We start from the raw sequence: 16,758 nt of genomic DNA, 5'->3' as shown, positions 1-16,758 counted from the left end.
GCGAAGATTTTCCCCGCATTCCCGTGTGCCCGCAACCTAAAAGAAATGCTAGAGTCCGTTTGCGGCGTGTGAGTGCGGCGCCGACGCACTATCTCCGCTGCAAAGGAGAGACCCATGCCCGCACGCCCGCAAGACGCCGCCGCCTTTCATGCTCTGCACAAGGAGCTGCTGTTGCTGCCCAATGCGTGGGACGCGGGCTCGGCGCGGGTGACGCAGGATCTGGGCGCCAAGGCGATCGCGACATCGAGCGCCGCCGTGGCGTGGTCGCAAGGCTACGCCGATGGGCACCACTTCCCGCCAGAGCGCCTTGCCATCACCGTCGCCGACATCGCCCGCGTCGTCAGCGTCCCGATCACGTGCGACGCTGAAGGCGGCTACTCGGACGATCCGAAGCAAGCAGCGGCGAACGTGCTGGCGTTCATCAACGCCGGCGCCGTCGGCATCAATCTCGAAGACGGCAAACAGCCGCACGAACTGCATCTGAAAAAGATCGAAGCCATCCGCAACGCCGTCGAGAAGGCAGGCGTCAATCTCTTCATCAACGCCCGCACCGACGTCTACTTGAAGCAACTCGTCCCGGCCGAGCAGGCGCAAGCCGAAACGCTGCGCCGCGCGGCTGCGATCAAAGCTGCAGGCGCGAGCGGGCTCTTTGTGCCAGGCATCGTGAAAGCTGATGAGATCAAGGCCGTCGTCGATGGCGCAGGGATGCCGGTGAACATCATGGCGCGCCCCGGCCTGCCGAAGCTCGACGAACTCAAAGCGCTCGGCGTCAAGCGCATGTCCGCGGCGACGTCGCCTTACACCATCGCCATGGCCGCCCTGATCGCATCGACCGAGGAATTCCTGCGCGACGGCGACGCCGACGCCCTCTGGGCCCGCCGCGGCACGCCGCCGGACTACAACAAGCTGTTCGGTTGAGGCGCTGCCGCGAAGCGCCTAGATAGGCGCGATGGCTAAGAAGCAGAATGCACCGCGGCTCTTCCTGATCGACGGATCGGGCTACATTTTTCGTGCTTATCACGCACTGCCGCCGCTGACGCGCGCGTCTGATGGCGTGTCCGTCGGCGCTGTCGCCGGCTTTTGCAATATGATCTGGAAGTTTCTCTCCGAGATGAAGGGGAGCGAGGCGCCGACGCACCTCGCGGTCATCTTCGACAAGAGTGAGCAAACCTTCCGCAACGAACTCTATCCCGAATACAAAGCGCATCGCCCGCCGGCGCCAGAAGATCTGGTGCCGCAATTCCCGCTGATCCGCGACGCCACGCGCGCGTTCAATCTGCCGTGCATCGAGATGGGCGGTTTCGAGGCCGACGATCTGATCGCCACCTACGCGCGCCAAGCCGCCGCGAACGGCGCCACGGTGAAAATCATCTCGTCCGACAAGGATCTGATGCAGCTCATCGTCGATGAAGTGATCCAGCTTTACGATCCGATGAAGAACAAGGCGCTCGGCCCCGAAGCAGTGATGGAGAAGTTCGGCGTTACGCCGGACAAGGTGATCGATGCGCAAGCGTTGATCGGCGATAGCACCGACAACGTCCCCGGCGCCCCCGGCATCGGCCCCAAGACCGCCGCCGAACTCATCAACACGTTCGGCTCGCTCGACGCCATCCTCGAACGCGCCAACGAAGTAAAGCAACAAAAGCGCCGCGAAACCCTGATCAACTTCGCCGACCAAATCCGCATCTCGCGCCAGCTAGTGACGCTGCGCGATGACGTCGCCGTGGAAGACAAGTGGGAAGACTTCGCCGTCCGCGAACCCGATCCCGGCATGTTGCTGACGTTCCTCGAAGCCATGGAATTCCGCACGCTCAGCCGTCGCGTGCGCGATTACTACTCGAAGGAAAAAGGCGAAGAGATCGTCGCCCAATACGCCGCCGCCCAAGCAGCAGCCCCACAAGCCGCCGCTCAATCCACGCGCGCGCCCGGTCGCGTTGTTGAAGCCGTAGAGAAAGAATTCAAGCGCGACGCCTACAAAACCGTCCGCGATCTCCCAACGCTGGAAGCCTACATCGCGCGCGCCAAAGCCGCCGGCGCCGTCGGCCTCGACACCGAAGCCGACGCGCACGACGCAACGCGCGCGCAACTCGTCGGCCTTTCACTCTCCCTCGGCGCCAACGATGCGATCTATGTGCCGCTCGCGCACCGCGGCGCGGATTCGCGCGCAGGCGAACTGTTCGCGTCTGAAGTCCCGGCGGAGAAAGCGGCGCCCGATGTCGGCGAACAAATCCCGCTCACCGCAGCGCTCGCTGCGCTGCATCCGCTGCTGGAAGATCCGTCCGTCGTGAAGGTCGGCCTCAACGTCAAATGGGACATCGCGCTCTTCGCCAAGCACAAGATCACGCTCGCGCCCTACGACGATCCGATGCTGATCTCCTACACGCTCTATGGCGGCATGGACGATCACGACAAGTTTGCGCTGATCGAGAAGCACCTTGGCCACGAATTGGCGTCCCGCGCCGATGTCACCGGCAAAGGCAAAGCGCAAATCACCTTCGATCTCGCGCCCATCGAGCGCGCCGTGGCTTATTCGTGCGAACAGGCCGACGCAGCGCTCCGCCTGTGGCGCAAGCTAAAGCCAGAACTCGGCGCCGAACGCCTCGTCACGGTTTACGAAACGCTGGAGCGCCCGTTGCCGCCGGTGCTCGCGGCGATGGAACGCGAGGGGATCAAGATCGACCCGCAAATGCTGTCGAGTCTCTCCGGCGATTTCGCGCAGCGCATGGCTCAGTACGAAGCCGAAGCGTATGGCTTGGCTGGCCGTGAGTTCAACATCGGCTCACCCAAGCAGATCGGCGAAGTGCTATTCGACGAGATGAAGCTGCAAGGCGGCTCGAAAACCAAAACCGGCGCCTGGTCTACCGACGAGTCCATTCTGAGCGGGCTCGCCGAAGAGCACGCACTGCCGGCAAAAGTGCTCGAGTGGCGTCAGCTCTCGAAGCTCCGCAACACCTACACCGAGGCGCTGCAAGCGGCCGTCAATCCGCAAACAAACCGCGTTCACACCACCTACGCGCTCGCCGCCAGCACCACAGGGCGCCTCGCGTCCAACGACCCGAACTTGCAAAACATCCCGATCCGCACCGAAGAAGGCCGCCGCATCCGCGATGCGTTTATCGCGGAGAAGGGCAACGTCCTCGTCTCCGCTGACTACAGCCAAATCGAACTCCGTCTGCTCGCGCACGTCGCCGACATTCCGCAGCTGAAGCAAGCCTTCGCCGACGGCGTCGACATTCACGCGCGCACCGCGTCGGAAATGTTCGGCGTGCCGGTCGAAGGCATGCCGAAGGAAATCCGCAACAATGCCAAGGCGATCAATTTCGGCATCATCTACGGCATCAGCGCCTTCGGCCTCGCGCGCAATCTCGGCATCGAGCGCGAAGAAGCCGGCGCCTATATCAAGAAATATTTCGAACGCTTCCCCGGCATCCGCGACTACATGGAATCCACCAAAGCGTTCGCGCGCGAGCACGGCTACGTGCAGACCATCTTCGGCCGCCGCATCTGGGTCAAAGGCGTGCAATCGAAAAACCACCAGGAGCGCGCCTTCGGCGAACGCCAATCCATCAACGCGCCACTCCAAGGCGCTGCCGCCGACATCATCCGCCGCGCCATGGTCCGGCTTCCTCCGGCGCTGGCGAAAGCCAAACTCAAGTCGCGCATGCTGCTGCAAGTCCACGACGAACTCGTCTTCGAAGCGCCGAAGGATGAAGCGGATAAACTCTGCAAGCTGGCGAAAGACGTGATGGAAGCCGCACCGGAGCCGGCGGCAGTGCTCAGCGTGCCGCTGACTGTGGAAGCGAAAGCGGGCGCGAGCTGGGGCGCAGCGCATTGACCGCGCGCGGGATCGCTCTGCGCAACATCGTGCTAAGGCTAATTGGCGGTTGGCTAGCGCTCTTTCTGCTGATGGCTTTTTATTTGTGTGGCGCCGCCATTGTTGAAGTGCTGCTCATGGTTGCTAGGGGCGAATTGCCGTGGCGACGTGCCCTGCCGGCTCTGGATTACATTGCCCCGACAGTTCTCTCATCATCGGCGACTTGGTCGTCCTTCTTTCTAATCGTTTTCATTGTAATAGTCGTTATCGCGAGCCTGATCGGCCTGCTCTTAGATCGATTTAAGAAGGTCGACACGTCGGCGGAGTGAGCATGTCAAAGCAAGCCACCGGCGCCTGCCACTGCGGCGCGATCCGCTACGCCATTTCCGCCAAGCCAACCAACAGCATGATCTGCCACTGCAAGACATGTCGCGGCGTCTCCGGCGCGCCGGTCGTCGCCTGGATCACGGTGGCGCCCGAAGCCTACGCCGTCACTCAAGGCCGCCCGAAGAAGTACAAATCCTCCGCGCATGTCGAGCGCACGTTCTGCGGCGCGTGCGGCACGCAGCTCACCTACCGCCGCACCGACGACGACAGCTACATCGACGTCACCACCGCCAGCCTCGACAAACCCAACGCCTTCCCGCCCACGCACCATTCCTGGCTCGCCCACGATCTCGATTGGGTGAAGTTTGGCGACGGCCTGCCGGCGTTTCAAAAATCGCGCACTGACGACTAGTCCGCCGTTGTGCCGAAGCAGGCGCGAGCGCAGACTGCTCTCATGCGCTTCTTTCTCGCCTTGGCCCTGATGGCGTGCGCCGCGTGTTCGCCGGCAGCGCCACCGCCCGCCGAACCAGCGGTGGAAGTTGCCGCCACGCCTGGCGCGGCCGTCACCTTTATGGCGCCATCCGGGAACATCGGCTGCATCTACATCCCGTCCGGCGGCACGGACGTGTACCAACCCGCCGAACCCGGCGCCGAGCTGCAGTGCGACCGCGCAGAGCCGGAATACGTCCGCGTCGTGCTGCCGGAAAACGGCGAGGCGCGCATCGTTCAAACCGACGAGCGCGGCTGTTGCAGCGGCGAGACCATCGCCTACGGCGATCGCTGGGCCGAAGGCCCGTACACCTGCGACATCACTGACGCCGGCGTCGCCTGCGCCAGCGCCGCCGGCCACGGCTTCACGCTCAGCCGCGCACGCGCCGACGTGCACTAAGTCCGGTTGATCGAGACGCCTCCGTCCACCAGCATCGCTTCGCCCGTCATGAAGCTCGACGCATCCGACGCCAGAAAGAGCGCCGCGCGTGCCAGTTCCTCGGGCGCGGCAATGCGCTTCATGGCGTTTAAGTTGGCGACGAAAGAGCGGATCTCTTCGCTGTGCGCGACGCTCCGGCCCATCGGCGTATCGACAGCGCCCGGTAGCAGGGCATTCACGCGAATGCCTTTGCGTCCGTACTCCGCCGCAAGGTTGCGCGTGAGTCCGATCACGCCCGCCTTGCTCGCCGCATAGGCGCTCATGCCGGGGAAGCCTGCGGTGTGGCCGACGAAGGTCGAGGTGTAGATCAGCGACCCGCGGCCGCGCGCGAGCATGGCCGGGATTTGGTGGCGTGCGGCGAAGAAGGCGCTGGTGAGGTTCACTTCTATGGCGTCGCGCCAGCCGTCGGGCGAAATCTCGGTGACCTCGCCCATTTCGCCGAGTGAGCCCGCATTGTTGAAGGCGATGTCGAGCCCACCGAAAGCGCGCTGCGCTAGAGTGACCGCGTCCAGCGCGGTCTCTTCATGGCGCACGTCGCCAGCCAAGATGGCGCATTCGCCGCCATGCGCGCCGATTTCACTGGCGAGCGCTTCCAGTTCGGCCTGCCGCCGTGCGACAAGCACAAGGCGCGCGCCTTCGGCGGCAAACAGTTTCGCCGCGGCGTGGCCGATGCCGGAACTGGCGCCCGTGATGATCGCTACTTTGTTTGCAAGCACCTTCATGTTCGCTCCTTTGAACTTGGAGCGAGAGTGCGAGCGTCGTCCCTCGAAGTCTGGCCGCTATCGGACCCGCCGCCGAGTTCCTAGCCGACTTTGAACTCAACCGACTCTACGTTGCGCGTAAACGGGCCGTGATGCACCGCCTCGATGTTGTGCCCATCCGGATCGAGCAGGAAGCAGGCGTAGTAGCCGGGGTGATAGTCGCGCTCGCCCGGCTTGCCGTTGTCGCGCCCGCCGGCTGCGAGGCCAGCTTCGTAGAACCGTTTCACCGCATCGCGATCCGCGGCCTGGAAGGCGAGGTGGACGTGGCTCGGCCCGGCGCTGTCGGCGGCGTCAATCCAGAGTTCGTCGAAGCCGATAGCGTCGTCAGTTTCGATCGTCGGCTCGCGTCCGAGCGTAGCCAGGACGTCGCGATAGAAGCGCTTTGAAGCGCCAAGATCCGAGACACGGAGGTGAACATGGTCGACGAGGCGACCGCGATGATAGGTAGGCATGCGGGTTGATCTGGAGCGGCGCAAAGACTTGTCCAGTCAGCCTTTCCGCCACAGTTTCATCATCATTCGCGCCACGCGCTCGCCGCCGGCACAATCGCGCAGTCAATTTCCAGAGAGCGGGCGCGCGCGGCCCTAGAACCTGTTTCCAACCCCGGCATTGACGGCTAAGACTGCCAACGCCAGTTCATTACGGCAAAGTCAGGAACCGCAGCCCCCCATGGCCACCATCGCCCTTGTCGACGACGACGAGAACATCCTCGCTTCACTGAAGGTCTTCTTCGAAGCGGAAGGCTACACCGTGCGCAGCTACACCGATGGCGCCACGGCTTTGGCGGCGCTCGCCGAGGCGCCGCCGGACATCGCCATTCTCGACATCAAGATGCCGCGCATGGATGGCGTCGAAGTGCTGCGGCGCCTGCGCCAATCGTCGAACCTGCCGGTTATCTTCCTGACCTCGAAGGATGACGAGATGGACGAAGTGGTCGGCTTCAATGTCGGCGCCGACGACTACATCAAAAAGCCTTTCTCTCAGCGCCTGCTCAGTGAGCGCGTGAAAGCGTTGCTGCGCCGCACGCGCGCCAACATGCCTGGCGCCGATCCGGGAGGGGACAAAAAGCCGATCGTGCGTGGCGAACTCACGCTCGATCCGAACCGCCACGCCTGCACCTGGAAGGGCGAGCAAGTGCGGCTCACGGTCACCGAATTTCTTATCCTCCAAGCGCTCGCGCAGCGCCCGGGCTACGTGAAGAGCCGGGATCAGCTGATGGACGCGGCTTATGACGATCAGGTCTATGTCGACGACAGAACCATCGACTCGCACATCAAGCGGCTCCGCAAGAAGTTCCGCGACATCGACGGCGACTTCGACGCGATCGAAACCCTCTATGGCGTCGGCTATCGCTACAACGAAGCCTGAAGGCGGTCGCGGCGAGGGCTTGCGCGCGGTTGCGCGCTCACGCATCGCCCGCATCATCTTCATCTGGAATTTCGCCGGACTGTTCGTCCTGGTGCTCGGCGTGCTGTTGCTCACCGAAATGCGCGCAGGCCTGACCGACGCGCAGTTCCGCAATCTGCGCACGCAGGGCGAGCTCATCACCAACCTGCTGATCGAGACCGGTACGGTTGAGGGCGATCCCTATCCGTATGTGAACGAGGTCAGAGTGCGCGACACGCTGAGGCGCATCTTGCCGCCCATCGCGGAGGGCGCACGGGGCGGCGTCGGGCAGCCACGCGTACGGATGTTCGCGGACGACGGGCGGCTGATCGCCGACAGCGACGTGATCTACGATCGGCTTGAAGAAACGGCGCTGCCGGAAGTCGGCCAAGAGGAAAGCATCGGCCAGTCGATCCGCCGCACCGCGCAGCGCGTCGAATACATACGGCTCACGCCATGGCGGCCGACCATCTCACTGGAAGAAGAAATTGCCCGCGCCCAGCGCGGTGAGATCGCGCGCGGCGAGCGGCTCAACGAAAAAGGTGAGCGCGTTGTCTCCGTGACGCTGCCGCTCCGGCGCGTCCAAGCCGTGATGGGCACCGTCACTATCGAAAGCGCCGACGTGGAGCGCATCCTGGTCGCCGAGCGCGCTAGCATGATCCCGTTCGTGCTCGGCGCCACCGTCGCGATCTTCCTCTCTTCGCTGCTGCTCGCACTCTTCATCGCGCGCCCGCTGCGCACATTGGCGCAAGCGGCGGATAGTCTGCGCCTCAGCGGCTCAACCCGCCTTTCGCTGCCCGATGTTTCACGTCGTAAGGACGAAATCGGCGCTCTCAGCCATTCCATGGAAGCCATGACCGGCGCTCTCGCCGATCGTATCGACGCCAACGAACGCTTCGCCGCCGATGTCAGCCACGAAATCAAGAACCCGCTGGCGTCGATCAAGTCCGCGGTGGAATCCGCCCGCAACGCCCGCGAGCCGGCGCAGCAAACCCAAATGCTCGCCATCGTCGCCCAAGACGTGCAGCGGCTCGACCGCCTCGTCACCGATATCGCCCGCGCCAGTCGCATCGAAGCGGAGACCGCACGCGGTGATCTCGGCAAAGTCGATCTCGGCGCGCTGCTCTACGAACTGACGCGCGCCTATGCGCCGGCGCCGGACGAAGAATTGAAAGCGCCCGTCGTATTCAAAGGCGATCGGCCCGCGGGCGTGATCGTCCTCGGCCAAGAGGGCCCGCTCGGCCAGGTGTTCCGCAACCTGATCGACAACGCGCGTTCATTCAGCCCGCCCGGCGGCATGGTCACGGTCACGATCGAGATTCTGAAAAACAAAGACGGCTCGATCGTACGTGCGCAGGTCGAAGACCAAGGCCCGGGCATTCCGCCGGAGAATCTCGAAACCGTGTTCGAGCGTTTCTACACCCAGCGCCCCAAGGGCGTGGCCTTCGGCGGCAATTCTGGCCTCGGCCTCTCCATCGCTCGCCAGATCGTGACCAGTCACGGCGGCCGCATCTTCGCGCAAAATCTCGACGGCCTAGGCCGTGGCGAGCGCGGTGGAGCACGCCTAATAGTGGAATTGCCGCTTGCGGCAGCCGCGAGGGCTTGATGCTGCGACTATTCGTCGAAAACTGTAAGCGGCGTGCGGCTTTCGCTTTTATCGAGGGCGCGAAGGTCTATTGTCCGGCCCTTCGAAGCAGGCCCACCTTGGCGGGTGGCGGGAGCACTAAATGATTGGCGTAGTCGTGGTGTCCCACGGCCGGCTTGCTGACGAGTTCGTCGCTGCCGCCGAGCACGTCCTTGGGCCTCAAGAACAGATGCGCGCTATCGCCATCGGGCCTCATGACAACATGGAAGAGCGTCGCGGCGACATCATTGACGCTGTACGCGCCGTTGAAACCGGCGACGGCGTCGTCATCCTCACAGACATGTTCGGCGGCACGCCGTCGAACCTGGCCATCTCGGTGATCAACCAGGTCAAGACCGAAGTCATTGCCGGCGTGAACCTGCCCATGCTGATCAAGCTCGCCGAGGTCCGGGACAAAGTGAGCTTGCCCGAAGCAGCTCTTGCCGCGCAGGATGCCGGCCGTCGTTACATCCGTGTCGCCTCGATCGAACTCGCTGGCGGTGCGGCCTAACAGGGGCGCGGCTGAGCTGGCATGAGCGTAAGACGCACGATAGCGGTCACCAACAAGAAGGGCCTGCACGCACGCGCCTCGCGCCGGCTGGCCGAACTTGCGCTCAATTATGAGAGCACCCGCATCATGGTCCGCCGCGAGGAGGATGAAGCCGACGCCCGCTCGCTGATGGATCTGATGATGCTCGGCGCTGGCATCGGCTCCGACGTCGAAGTCGAAGCGCGCGGGCCGCAGGCCGAAGAGGCGATGGCGGAAGTCGAAAAGCTGTTCGCCGCCAAATTCTATGAAGACGAATGAAGCGCTTCATTGCTGCACTGGCGGTGTTGGTCTGCGCCGCGTTCGCGCCGGCGCCGCGTGTTGAGTACACGCTGTCGCCGGTGATGCGCGACGGCGCGCTTACGGCGGTCGCGGTTCATTTTTCTTTCCGTGGCGACGCCGACGGCGAAACCAGCATCAGACTTCCCGATTCATGGGCCAGTGAGTCCGAACTCTGGCGCGGCATCGAGGGCCTAAGCGCCTCCGGCGCCGAGATTGTCGAGACCGGAGATGCGGGCGAACGCGTGCTCCGCCATCGTCCGAACGCGCGCGTGCGCATCTCGTACCGCGTGATCCAGGATTGGGACGGCGAGCCCACGGGCATCGGCGGCAATCCGTATCGGCCAATCGTGCGCTCGACCTATTACCATCTCATCGGCGAGACCGCGCTCATCACGCCTGACCTCGATGCAGCCACGCGGGTGTCCGTGCGCGCACGCGGTTTTCCACGCGGCTGGAGCTTCGCCTCGGATCTCGAACATCGTGGTCTGACGCTCGAGGCGGTTCATCAAAGCGTGCTTGTCGGCGGCGACTATCGGGTGTTGACGCGCGGACCGATGCGCGTGGCGATCCGTGGCGCCTGGGCGTTCACTGATGAAGCGCTGACCGATCGCATCGGCGCGATCCTCGCGGCGCAGCGCGCCTTCTGGGGCGACCGTGACGAACCGTTCCTGGTGACGATGACGCAGCTCGCGCAAACCGCCCCGGGTTTCCGCAGCCTCGGCGGCACCGGCCTAGCCGACGCGTTCGCGTTCTTCGCCACGCCAAACGCCGAAGAAGCCGCGATCGCGCGCACGCTTGCGCACGAAGGCCAGCACACGTGGGTGCCGCGCCGGATCGGCGGCATTTCGGAAGTGGACGAGGCCTCGCAATATTGGCTCTCCGAAGGCTTCACCGATTTCTACACCGGCCGCGTCATGGTGCGTTCGGGGTTGTGGACGCCGCAGGAGTTCGCGAGCGATCTGAACCGTATGCTGCGCGCCTACGGCGGGTCGCCCGCGCGTACCGAAACCAATGCGCGCATCAATGTGGATTTCTGGAACGATCCCGACGTGCGCTCGCTGCCCTATCAGCGCGGGCGTTTGCTCGCGACGATCTGGGATCACCGTCTTCGCGCCGCCGGCGGTGGGCGCGATTTCGACGACGTCGTGCTGGAGATGAAGCGCCGTTCGATGGCCGGCGCGATGGCGCGCGAACCGCAAGTCTATGCCACCGATCTCTTCGCGCGCGTCGCGCCGGAGATGGGGCTAGCGCTGGGCGACGACCTGCAAACCTATGTCGAGCAGGGCGCAGCGGTGCTGTTGCCTGAAGACGCCTTCGCGCCGTGTGGCCGCGTCACGACGCGCGAGGTCACGCGGTTTCACCGCGGTTTCGATGTCGAAGCCACGACCGCGAACAACAACGTCGTCACCGGCCTCAATCCGCAATCGCCGGCGTATGCGGCAGGCTTGCGTGACGGCATGGCAATTCTGCGCCGCGAAGCCGGCGAGGTCGGCAACGCCGACGTCGAAATCGTCTACATCGTGCGCGACGGCGACGCCGAACGCACCATTCGCTTCATGCCGCGCGGGACTGGCTCTTACACGCTGCAGGAATTCGTGCTTGAGGCGCCGCTTGAAGGCGAGCGCCTCGCGCAATGCCGCGCCGTTCTCGGCGGCGGTTGAGCGGAAGGGAACTCTGCCTGCATTCGCCCGTTACCTCACGAAAGCGCCCTATGGCGCTGGGAGATTGGTAATGAGCGCTGAAACCCTCATCATCTGGATTATCGTCGGCGCAGTTGCCGGCTGGCTCGCTGGCCTTGTCGTACGAGGCTTCGGCTTCGGCCTGCTGGGCAACATCATCGTCGGCATCCTGGGCGCCATTCTCGGCGGCTGGTTGTTCGGCGCCATCGGCTTCGCTTTCATGCCGGGCATCATCAACACCATCATCACCGCCTTCATCGGCGCCGTGATTCTGCTGCTGATCGTGCGCGTCATCAAACGCGCCTAGCGCGCATGCCCGACGCGCCGATCTGGTTGATAAACGCGTTCGGCGTCGCCGCCGGCTTGTGTTCGATGGCGAGCTTCGTGCCGCAGATTGTGAAGATGCTGCGCGAGCGAGACGCCTCAGGCGTCTCGCTTCGCATGTATGCAGTGACAATTGTCGGCTTCATCTGTTGGACGATCTACGGCGCGCTCAGTGGTTCTTGGCCGGTGATGCTCGCGAACGCCGTATGCCTTGTTCTCGTAAGCGTCATCTTCGTCCTCCGCTTGCGTTTCGGCGACGGACGCGCTTGAACGGCGCCGAATGTGAGGGAGTTCGCGATGGCATTGCGTAATGCGTTGTTGGCTGCGGCGGCGTGTGCGCTTGCGGCGTGCAATCAATCCGGCGCACCTGAACCTGATCCGCCAGCCGTGCAGCTCTACGCCATGGATTGCGGTCACTCGACGTTCTCCGACATCGGCATGTTCGCCGACGACGGCTCCATGAACGGCCAAAGCCGCACGCTCGTCGTGCCTTGCTATCTGATCCGCCACCCGAGCGGCGATCTGATCTGGGACACAGGTTTGCCCGAAGCGATCGCCGACATGCCCGACGGCTGGCGCCCCGATGGCTTCCCCGCACACTTCGTCGTTCCGGTGAAGCTCACCGCGCAATTACAACAACTTGGCCTCACGCCCGCCGACATCGAGTTTGTATCGTTCTCCCACATGCACTCGGATCACACCGGCAATGGCAATCTCTTCACCGCCTCAACGTGGATCGTCGATGCGGACGAGCGCACGCGCATGTTCGACGCTGAACACCGCGCCGATCCGCAGGACTTCAACAATTACAACCGCCTCGAAACCGCTGAGACCCAGCTGATTGAAGGCGATGCGGAGCACGACGTGTTCGGCGACGGCTCGGTGCGAGTTATTCAAGCGCCAGGTCATACGCCGGGTCACACCGTGCTCCTGGTGCAGCTACCCAACGCCGGCGCCGTGCTGGTCACCGGCGACATGTGGCACCTCGCCGAAAGTCGCGAACGACGCCTGGTGCCGAGCTTCAACACCGACCGCGCCCAAACCATCGCTTCGATGGATAAAGTCGAAGCCCTTGCCCGCGAAAACGAGGCGCTGGTGATTCGTGAGCACGTGCAGGAAGATTTCGACGCCATGCCGCGTTTCCCCGAAGCGTTGAACTAAGCGCAGCGCAACGCGCGCAAAAAGCGAATATCTCGCGGTCGCAGCATGGCGAACGCACGCCTAGCGCGTGCAAATCCTATGATTTGCGTGCGTTCCGGCGATCCTCGGCGCATCTTTAACGCAGCTCACGAGGGAGAGACTGCACATGCCGATTACCATTGACTATGTGGCTGCTCAGGACTGGGCGGTCCGCATTGGCGGCGCGATCATCATTCTTATCATCGCGCACTTTGCGGCGAAGGCCGTGAAGTGGGCGATTGCCAAAGGCGTTGATCGCATCCCGTTCTTCTCGCGCCGCGACGGCGCCAGCCCAGCGACCGCCAAACCCATGGTCGATGTCGGCGAACGTGTCGGCGAGGTCGGCTACTGGCTGGTCTGGCTGCTCGGCTTCATGGCGGCGCTGACTGTGCTGCGGCTGACTGCAGTGGTGACGCCGCTCTATGACATGGTGCGCGGCTTCCTGGCCTATCTGCCGGCGGTTGTCGGCGCGGCGCTGATCTTTTTCATCGGTTTTGTGCTCGCCACCATCGTGCGGCGCATGGTCGAGGCCGCGGTCGAAGCGGTCGAGCTCGATCGCCGCCTGGTCGATGCGGGCCTTACCCACACCCCGAGCGGCCCTGGCCTCGCGCGTCTGCTCGGCATCCTGGTGTTCACACTCATCATCATCCCGGTCTCGATCGCCGCGCTCGATGTCTTGAACATCACTGCCATCTCCGATCCGGCTACGGCGATGTTGAACAACATCCTGATGACCATCCCGCGCGTCATCGGCGCGGCTTTGATCATCTTCATCGCCTACGTCGTCGGCCGCTGGATCATGACGCTGACGGAAGAGGGCCTGAAGTCGATCGGCTTCGACGACATCATCTCCTCGATCGCCAACGCCGAACCGATCCGCGTCGGCCGCGAGAAGATGGATCTCACGCCTGGCGTCGACACCATCAACTTCGCGAAATTCCCGCCATCACGCATGATCGGCCTCGCGGTGCTGATCGGCATCGTCCTGTTCGCCGCGGTCGAAGCAGCGCGTCTGCTCGAGTTCGGCGCCATGGCGTCGATGCTGGGCGAAGTGCTCACCTTGGCCACGCGCGTTCTCTTCGGCGCCGTGATCATCGCCTTGGGCATCCTGCTCGCGAACATCTTCGCGGCCGCCTCGACCAAGGAAGGCAAGCCTTCGTCCGAGATCATCTCAGCTTTCGTGCGCTGGGGTGTGATCGCGCTGGCGACGGCGGTGGGCCTCCGGTTCATGGGCCTCGCCAACGACATCATCGTGCTGGCGTTCGGCCTCATCCTCGGCTCGGTGGCGGTCGCGGTCGCGATTGCCTTCGGTGTCGGCGGACGCGACGCCGCCAAGAAACTGCTGGCGCGGTGGACTGGCGAATAATGCCCTAATCTACGGAAAAGCATAGGAGCCGCCGGGAAACCGGCGGCTCTTTGCTGACGGGCGGGGTTTGCAGCCGTCCCGTCTTTTGCTATGCCACGCCGCCCGCCGAGGAGCGTTGCGACGGTATCCACTCCGCCAGGCTCGACGGGTTTTCCAATTGGAAAACGACGCTCGCGAACTCTCGAAGGAGGGCGCGCGATGAGCGCTAAAGATTACGTCGTGAAAGACATCAGCCTCGCGGACTACGGCCGCAAGGAAATCAACATCGCCGAAACCGAAATGCCCGGCCTGATGGCTGTGCGCGCCGAGTATGGCCCGAAGCAGCCGCTGAAGGGCGCGCGCATCGCGGGCTCCCTGCACATGACGATCCAAACCGCGGTGCTGATCGAGACGCTGCAAGCGCTCGGCGCCGAAGTGCGCTGGGCTTCGTGCAACATCTTCTCGACGCAAGACCACGCCGCCGCGGCCATAGCCGCCAAGGGCACGCCGGTGTTCGCCGTGAAAGGCGAGAGTCTCGCGGAGTACTGGGACTACACCCACCGCATCTTCCAATGGCCGAACGGCCAATACGCCAACATGATCCTCGACGATGGCGGCGACGCGACGTTGCTCTGCGTGCTCGGCCCGAAGGCGGAGAAGGATGCCGGCGTCATCGCCGATCATTCCAACGAGGAAGAAGAAGCGCTCTTTGCCACGATGAAGAAGTATCTGAAGGACAAGCCTGGGTTCTACGAAGCCATCAAGGCCTCGGTGAAGGGCGTCTCGGAAGAAACCACCACAGGCGTGCATCGCCTCTACGAAATGGCCAAGAAGGGCGAGCTCCCGTTCCCGGCCATCAACGTCAACGATAGCGTTACCAAGTCGAAGTTCGATAACCTCTATGGCTGCCGTGAGTCACTGGTCGACGCCATCCGCCGCGGCACCGACGTCATGCTCTCCGGCAAAGTCGCGGTCGTCGCCGGCTACGGCGATGTCGGCAAAGGCTCGGCCGCATCGCTGCGCCAAGGCGGCGCGCGCGTGATGGTCACTGAAGTCGATCCGATCTGCGCGCTGCAGGCGGCGATGGAAGGCTATCAGGTTGTGACCATGGAAGAGGCCGCGCCGCTCGCCGACATCTTCGTCACCGCCACCGGCAACAAGGACGTCCTCACCGTCGATCACATGCGCGCGATGAAGAACAACGCCATCGTCGCCAACATCGGCCACTTCGATTCCGAGATTCAAATTTCGGGTCTGAAGAACTTCAAGTGGGACGAGATCAAGCCGCAAGTCCACCACGTCGAATTCCAGGACGGCAAGAAGATCATCGTGCTCTCGGAAGGCCGCCTCGTGAACCTCGGCAACGCCACCGGCCACCCGAGCTTCGTAATGTCCGCCAGCTTCACCAACCAAACGCTGGCGCAGATCGAACTCTGGACCAACGGCAAAGCCTACCAAAACCAGGTCTACACGCTGCCGAAGCACCTCGACGAAAAGGTCGCCACGCTCCACCTCGACAAGCTCGGCGTGAAACTGACGACGCTCACGAAAGAGCAAGCCGACTATATCGGCGTGCCCACCGCCGGCCCGTTCAAGCCGGATCACTATCGCTACTAAGCTGGCGGCCAACGATCAGAACGCGAGACGCCGTCCCAAGCAGGGGCGGCGTCTTTCGTTTGCTAGCGTTACTCACAAGCGCCGCCCCGCCGCGTGCGCGGGATCATTGCGCGGGCGACGCGCGTTCGGCATGAACGCCTGGGGATAACGACGCGCCATGCTGGTTCAAGCCACACGCACGCTCTCGACGCTGACCATGCGCGCGCTGTTTTACGGCGCGCTCTTCATCATCGTCGTCGTCGTCCATCTCGGCCTCACCGGCGCGTTGCGCGCGCAAGGCTGGGGCCCAAGCGCATCTTTGCTCGCCTCAGGCGCCGTCGTGCTCGGCCTCGTGCTGCTGATGGTGAACTTTGCCGACTGGGCGCGCGAGAGGCGCGCCGCGCACCGCGAAGTGCAGCGCATGAAGCAGGGACTACCCGGCGGCCCGTGCTGTGTGGTCTGGAAAAACGCCGAACCGGCGCAGCGCGACGAAGACGATCCCAACGCTATGCCCTGGGAAATCGCCGGACCCCTGCATGCGCGCTACCCGAAGCTCGCGCGCCGCCTCGGCGTCGAAGGCGTGGCGGTGGCCGAGTTCGAAGTCAGCGCCAACGGCGTCGCCAAGAACATCCACTGCGTCTATGCATGGCCGTCCGACGTGTTCTACGAAGCCGCACGCGAAGCGCTCACCGTCGCGAAGTTTCAACCCAAGCCTGACACCCACGTCCGCTTCGGCTCGAGCTACCGCATCCCGTTCGTCTTCCGCATCGCCGGCGCCGCGAAGGTGCAAGAGAGCGGCCGCCGCGCGCGGAAACTCCGCCCCACGCTCCACGCCGCGCAGCAAGCCGTGGAAAAAATCCGCCGCACCGGCTGAGCGGCACGTTAAGACGTTGATCTTTCTTAACTTAACCGCGCGTTCATCATTTTAAGTTGTTGTTAACGCTTAAGCCCAGCCGCGCCCATGGC

At 63.7% G+C, this 16,758-nt stretch carries 18 protein-coding genes and 1 riboswitch; of the genes, 16 read left to right on the top strand and 2 right to left on the bottom strand.

Annotation, left to right across the window (positions count from 1 at the left end; all coding sequences use genetic code 11):
* Positions 1–114: 114 nt before the first annotated feature.
* Genes DSM104635_RS17495 through DSM104635_RS17475 form a run of 5 tightly spaced genes read left to right on the top strand, consistent with a single transcriptional unit; the run spans position 115 to position 5,030 of the window.
* The gene (locus DSM104635_RS17495) at positions 115–918 is read left to right on the top strand and encodes an isocitrate lyase/PEP mutase family protein (protein WP_158767455.1); all 804 of its coding nucleotides are present in this window, start codon (positions 115–117) and stop codon (positions 916–918) included.
* A gap of 31 nt (positions 919–949) precedes the next feature.
* A complete protein-coding gene (gene polA / locus DSM104635_RS17490) occupies positions 950–3,835 on the top strand; it encodes a DNA polymerase I (RefSeq protein ID WP_158767454.1) in 2,886 nt (961 codons plus the stop codon).
* A complete protein-coding gene (locus DSM104635_RS17485) occupies positions 3,832–4,143 on the top strand; it encodes a hypothetical protein (RefSeq protein WP_158767453.1) in 312 nt (103 codons plus the stop codon). Before polA ends, DSM104635_RS17485 begins: the two co-directional genes overlap by 4 nt.
* A 2-nt stretch (positions 4,144–4,145) precedes the next feature.
* Positions 4,146–4,553, top strand: coding sequence for a GFA family protein (locus tag DSM104635_RS17480; protein WP_158767452.1), 408 nt, complete (start codon positions 4,146–4,148; stop codon positions 4,551–4,553).
* 42 nt (positions 4,554–4,595) lie between these two features.
* Complete coding sequence (locus DSM104635_RS17475) at positions 4,596–5,030, top strand: hypothetical protein (protein ID WP_158767451.1); 435 nt, start codon at positions 4,596–4,598, stop codon at positions 5,028–5,030.
* Here the strand turns inward: DSM104635_RS17475 and DSM104635_RS17470 are convergent.
* Both DSM104635_RS17470 and DSM104635_RS17465 read right to left on the bottom strand, forming a co-directional pair.
* On the bottom strand, positions 5,027–5,791 hold the full coding sequence (locus tag DSM104635_RS17470) for an SDR family oxidoreductase (RefSeq protein ID WP_158767450.1): 765 nt from the start codon (positions 5,789–5,791) through the stop codon (positions 5,027–5,029). The two genes, DSM104635_RS17475 and DSM104635_RS17470, sit on opposite strands and share 4 nt — an antisense overlap.
* Positions 5,792–5,871: 80 nt before the next feature.
* The gene (locus tag DSM104635_RS17465) at positions 5,872–6,282 is read right to left on the bottom strand and encodes a VOC family protein (protein WP_158767449.1); all 411 of its coding nucleotides are present in this window, start codon (positions 6,280–6,282) and stop codon (positions 5,872–5,874) included.
* Between the two features lie 217 nt (positions 6,283–6,499).
* Between DSM104635_RS17465 and DSM104635_RS17460 the strand changes: the two genes are divergently transcribed.
* The 11 genes from DSM104635_RS17460 (at position 6,500) to DSM104635_RS17410 (ending at position 16,666) form a co-directional block, all read left to right on the top strand.
* Positions 6,500–7,198 carry a response regulator transcription factor gene (locus DSM104635_RS17460; protein WP_158767448.1) on the top strand — a complete coding sequence of 233 codons (699 nt, stop codon included), beginning with the start codon at positions 6,500–6,502 and terminating at the stop codon, positions 7,196–7,198.
* Positions 7,167–8,822, top strand: coding sequence for a sensor histidine kinase (locus DSM104635_RS17455; RefSeq protein ID WP_158767447.1), 1,656 nt, complete (start codon positions 7,167–7,169; stop codon positions 8,820–8,822). Before DSM104635_RS17460 ends, DSM104635_RS17455 begins: the two co-directional genes overlap by 32 nt.
* Before the next feature lie 121 nt (positions 8,823–8,943).
* Positions 8,944–9,351, top strand: a complete 408-nt coding sequence (locus DSM104635_RS17450; RefSeq protein ID WP_158767446.1) for a PTS sugar transporter subunit IIA — start codon at positions 8,944–8,946, stop codon at positions 9,349–9,351.
* Between the two features lie 21 nt (positions 9,352–9,372).
* Positions 9,373–9,648, top strand: a complete 276-nt coding sequence (locus DSM104635_RS17445; RefSeq protein ID WP_158767445.1) for an HPr family phosphocarrier protein — start codon at positions 9,373–9,375, stop codon at positions 9,646–9,648.
* Positions 9,645–11,330 (top strand): M61 family metallopeptidase, encoded by a 1,686-nt coding sequence (locus DSM104635_RS17440; protein ID WP_158767444.1) that lies wholly within the window; start codon positions 9,645–9,647, stop codon positions 11,328–11,330. The genes DSM104635_RS17445 and DSM104635_RS17440 overlap by 4 nt, the downstream gene beginning before the upstream one ends.
* A gap of 70 nt (positions 11,331–11,400) precedes the next feature.
* Complete coding sequence (locus DSM104635_RS17435) at positions 11,401–11,655, top strand: GlsB/YeaQ/YmgE family stress response membrane protein (protein ID WP_158767443.1); 255 nt, start codon at positions 11,401–11,403, stop codon at positions 11,653–11,655.
* 5 nt (positions 11,656–11,660) lie between these two features.
* The gene (locus tag DSM104635_RS17430) at positions 11,661–11,942 is read left to right on the top strand and encodes an SWEET family sugar transporter (RefSeq protein WP_158767442.1); all 282 of its coding nucleotides are present in this window, start codon (positions 11,661–11,663) and stop codon (positions 11,940–11,942) included.
* Between the two features lie 27 nt (positions 11,943–11,969).
* The gene (locus DSM104635_RS17425; protein WP_158767441.1) at positions 11,970–12,833 is read left to right on the top strand and encodes an N-acyl homoserine lactonase family protein; all 864 of its coding nucleotides are present in this window, start codon (positions 11,970–11,972) and stop codon (positions 12,831–12,833) included.
* 145 nt (positions 12,834–12,978) lie between these two features.
* Positions 12,979–14,217 (top strand): mechanosensitive ion channel, encoded by a 1,239-nt coding sequence (locus DSM104635_RS17420; RefSeq protein ID WP_158767440.1) that lies wholly within the window; start codon positions 12,979–12,981, stop codon positions 14,215–14,217.
* 101 nt (positions 14,218–14,318) lie between these two features.
* Positions 14,319–14,397, top strand: a riboswitch (S-adenosyl-L-homocysteine riboswitch).
* An 18-nt stretch (positions 14,398–14,415) separates the two neighbouring features.
* Positions 14,416–15,813, top strand: coding sequence for an adenosylhomocysteinase (ahcY, locus tag DSM104635_RS17415; protein ID WP_158767439.1), 1,398 nt, complete (start codon positions 14,416–14,418; stop codon positions 15,811–15,813).
* A 157-nt stretch (positions 15,814–15,970) separates the two neighbouring features.
* Positions 15,971–16,666, top strand: coding sequence for an energy transducer TonB (locus DSM104635_RS17410; protein WP_158767438.1), 696 nt, complete (start codon positions 15,971–15,973; stop codon positions 16,664–16,666).
* The last annotated feature ends 92 nt before the right edge of the window (positions 16,667–16,758 follow it).

It is taken from the genome of Terricaulis silvestris, assembly GCF_009792355.1.
Taxonomy (GTDB): Bacteria; Pseudomonadota; Alphaproteobacteria; order Caulobacterales; family Aquidulcibacteraceae; genus Vitreimonas; species Vitreimonas silvestris.
Note: the sequence above shows the minus strand (reverse complement) of the source record. Positions and strands in the feature narration are given on the sequence as shown.